Here is a 3,594-nt window from a genome sequence, read left to right as displayed (position 1 = left end):
TCAGAGATGTGTATAAGAGACAGGTACGAGGTCTACCTCCAGGTGCTCGAAGAGCTGGCCGCGGCCCGGCTCACCGTCGGCCTCGGCGTCAGCGTCCACTCCCTGGCCTGCCACGCCCTCGGCAACTTCGGTACCGGCGACCAGCGTTCGGCCCACCTGCCGGCGATGCTCACGGGCGGCCTCCTGGGTGCCTACTGCCTCTCCGAGCCCGCCTCGGGCTCCGACGCCGCGTCGCTGCGCACCAAGGCGGTCCGGGACGGCGACGACTGGGTCCTCACCGGCACCAAGGCGTGGATCACCCACGGCGGCATCGCCGACTTCTACACCGTGCTGGCGCGCACCGGGGCGGAAGGCCCCCGGGGCATCACCGCCTTCCTGGTGCCCGGGGACGCCGAGGGGCTCGGTGCCGCGCTGCCGGAGAAGAAGATGGGCATGAAGGGATCGCCCACGGCCCAACTGCACTTCGACGGGGTCCGGATCGGCGACGACCGCCGGATCGGCGACGAGGGGCAGGGCTTCGCCATCGCCCTGTCGGCGCTCGACTCGGGGCGGCTGGGCATCGCCGCCTGCGCGGTCGGTGTGGCCCAGGCGGCCCTCGGCGAGGCGGTCGGATACGCCACCGGGCGCCGCCAGTTCGGCCGCCCGATCGCCGACTTCCAGGGCCTGCGCTTCATGCTCGCGGACATGGCCACCCAGGTGGAGGCCGGACGCGCCCTCTACCTGGAAGCCGCCCGGCTGCGCGACGCGGGTCTGCCGTTCTCGCGCCAGGCGGCGATGGCGAAGCTGTTCTGCACCGACGCGGCCATGCGGGTCACCACCGACGCGGTCCAGGTGCTCGGGGGTTACGGCTACACGCAGGACTTCCCCGCCGAGCGGCTGATGCGCGAGGCCAAGGTGCTCCAGATCGTCGAGGGCACCAACCAGATCCAGCGGATGGTCATCGCCCGCCACCTCGCGGGTCCCGAGTCCCGCTGAGCCGTACGGGCCGGTCCGACCAGACGGGTGTCGTCATGATCCGGTTCCACTCGTGGTCGTGGCGGCCCGGCAGCACCCGGCCCGTGCTCTCCCACTGACGCAGCATGGCCCGGTAGATCGGTGGGTCGGTGGTGTGCGGAACGGACTGCCGGGGCGCCTCGGAGGAGGGGCGGCCGGATTGCGGAATCGATTCTTCCGGTACGAGGGCGGCGAGGCGGCGGCGGACGGGTCCGGCCGTCGAGGGCGGTGTGGTCATACCGGAACAACGCCCGAAGGGCTCCGAGGTCACTCCTCCGGCGCACTCTCGTGCGCGTCCCTCGCTGTATGTCCAGGTCCGGATGGACATGCGCCCGGGTGAGCCCCGGGGCGCATCAGGAACGGCCACACCCATCCGCGCCCGCCCCGCCTCCGGGGCGTCCAGGGCGCGCGGACTCCGCCGCGCGGGCGGGTCCCGGGCGGCGGCGGAGGGCGGTGTGCGTCAGGCGGCGCGGCGCTGTGCGGGCGGCAGGCGCAAGGGGCGCGATCCCGGACCCCCCGCGTGCGAGAAGGGCTGCATCCGCCAGTCGAGGCCCTGGGGGAGTGTCAGCAGCAGCCCGGCGTCCTGCTCCTGGACCTCCAGCGTCTCGTCGGCCGGGCGCGCCTGCGAGGCGGTGCGGCCGGTGCCCGCGCAGACGGTGAGCACGAACGGGTTCCACGGGGTGGGGCACAGCGCGTGCTCCGGCAGCACGTCCTCGTCCGCGAGAAGGGCGATGGGCTGCACGCAGTCCGGGCAGATCACGCGGTACATCTCGAAGGTGTCGTACGCGTCGGGAGCGATGTCCTCGTCGGGATCGACGGGCTCCGGTTCGGTACGTCCGGTGAGCTTCAGGCTCTGCATGGGATATTCCCCCCTCGGGTGGGCCGGCTCGGCGTCACGGCCTCGACCACAGCAAGCACTTCCCGTGGGGAGTCGGCGGTAACCTCCAGGTCGACGGCTACCCATCCGTATTGATGTGGCGTTCGTCACATGACCCCCGAACGAGCGTCTGAAGGACCTCCGCGGCTGTGCCTGGAGGGCCTCGGGGCCATAGGTTGATCCGCATGGAGGAGCTGGACCGTCAGATCGTGGAGTTGCTCGTCAAGGACGGGCGGATGAGCTACACCGACCTGGGCAAGGCCACCGGCCTGTCCACCTCGGCCGTTCATCAGCGCGTCCGCCGCCTGGAGCAGCGGGGGGTGATCCGCGGTTACGCCGCGGTCGTCGACGCCGAGGCCGTCGGCCTGCCCCTCACCGCGTTCATCTCGGTGAAACCCTTCGACCCGAGCGCCCCGGACGACATCGCCGAACGGCTCGCCGGTGTACCGGAGCTGGAGGCCTGCCACAGCGTCGCCGGTGACGAGAACTACATCCTCAAGGTGCGGGTCGCCACCCCCCTGGAACTGGAGCACCTGCTGACGCGGATCCGCTCGCTGGCCGGTGTCTCCACCCGTACGACCGTCGTCCTGTCCACCCCGTACGAGGCGCGCCCCCCGAGGATCTGAGGCGGCGCCCGGGGCGTCCGGCAGGGGCCGCGAGGCGTCCGGCAGGGGGGCGCGGGCGGCACCGCTCCGTGCAGGCGCGAGACTGTTCCCATGACCGAGAGCACCGCCCCCCAGAGCGAACACCGCACCGTGCTGCTGCGCGGTGGAGACGTCCACAGCCCCGCCGATCCGTTCGCGACCGCGATGGTCGTCGAACGCGGCCATGTCGCCTGGGTGGGATCCGAAGGCGCGGCCGACGCCTTCGCCGACGGGGTCGACGAGGTGATCGACCTGGACGGCGCCCTGGTCACGCCCGCCTTCACCGACGCCCACGTCCACACCACCGCGACCGGCCTCGCCCTCACCGGCCTGGACCTGTCCGGTGCCGGCACCCTCGCCGAGGCCCTGGACCAGGTGCGTGCGTACGCGAACGGCCGCACCTCGCAGCGCGTCGTCCTCGGCCACGGCTGGGACGCGACGCGCTGGCAGAGATGTGTATAAGAGACAGGCTGGGACGCGACGCGCTGGCCCGAGCAGCGGCCGCCCAGCCGCGCCGAACTCGACGCGGCGGCGGGCGGCCGGCCCCTCTACCTGCCCCGGATCGACGTCCACTCGGCCGTCGTGACCACCGCGCTCCTCGACCTGGTCCCGGGCGTCACCGACCTGGCCGGCTACCACCCCGACGCCCCGCTGACCGGCGCCGCCCACCACGCGGTGCGCGCGGCGGCCCACGCCGCCGTCACCCCCGCCCAGCGCGCCGAGGCCCAGCGGGCCGCCCTGGCGCACGCGGCCTCGCTCGGCATCGGCACCGTGCACGAGTGCGCGGGCCCGGAGATCTCCGACGAGGACGACTTCACCGGCCTCCTGGCCCTCGCCGCGGAGCGGCCCGGGCCCCGGGTCTTCGGATACTGGGCCGAGCTGGTCGAAGGCGAGAAGGGCGCCCGCCGCGTCCGCGAACTCGGCGCCACCGGCGCGGCCGGTGGCCGACGCCCCGCACACCGGGACCGCCCACCTGGACGCCGAGCGGATCGCCGTCCACGTCACCGCGTGCACCGAGGCCGGGCTGCAGGCCGGCTTCCACGCCATCGGCGACGCGGCCCTGACCGCCGTCGTGGCGGG

3 protein-coding genes and 1 pseudogene are annotated in these 3,594 nt (G+C 73.4%); 3 read left to right on the top strand and 1 reads right to left on the bottom strand.

Going from position 1 to position 3,594, the window contains the following annotated elements:
• The coding region (locus IH13_RS0115070) for an acyl-CoA dehydrogenase family protein (protein ID WP_063837448.1) at window positions 1-975 on the top strand (975 nt) is incomplete at its 5' end.
• A 478-nt stretch (window positions 976-1,453) separates the two neighbouring features.
• Here IH13_RS0115070 and IH13_RS0115060 read toward each other — a convergent pair.
• On the bottom strand, window positions 1,454-1,852 hold the full coding sequence (locus tag IH13_RS0115060; protein ID WP_031084673.1) for a hypothetical protein: 399 nt from the start codon (window positions 1,850-1,852) through the stop codon (window positions 1,454-1,456).
• A 203-nt stretch (window positions 1,853-2,055) separates the two neighbouring features.
• Here IH13_RS0115060 and IH13_RS0115055 point away from each other — a divergent pair, with 203 nt between their 5' ends.
• Window positions 2,056-2,496, top strand: coding sequence for an Lrp/AsnC family transcriptional regulator (locus IH13_RS0115055; RefSeq protein ID WP_031084671.1), 441 nt, complete (start codon window positions 2,056-2,058; stop codon window positions 2,494-2,496).
• A gap of 90 nt (window positions 2,497-2,586) precedes the next feature.
• Window positions 2,587-3,594 (top strand): annotated as a pseudogene (locus tag IH13_RS37540) (amidohydrolase family protein); the annotation flags it as partial.

The organism is Streptomyces sp. NRRL WC-3549 (genome assembly GCF_000721935.1).
Taxonomy (GTDB): domain Bacteria; phylum Actinomycetota; class Actinomycetes; order Streptomycetales; family Streptomycetaceae; genus Streptomyces.
This window is presented reverse-complemented; position numbering and strand designations above follow the sequence as displayed.

Coding starts and splice junctions, on each gene's coding strand:
- IH13_RS0115055 (WP_031084671.1), top strand. CDS start 2,056: ATGGAGGAGCTGGACCGTCAGATCGTGGAGTTGCTCGTCAAGGACGGG.
- IH13_RS0115060 (WP_031084673.1), bottom strand. CDS start 1,852: ATGCAGAGCCTGAAGCTCACCGGACGTACCGAACCGGAGCCCGTCGAT.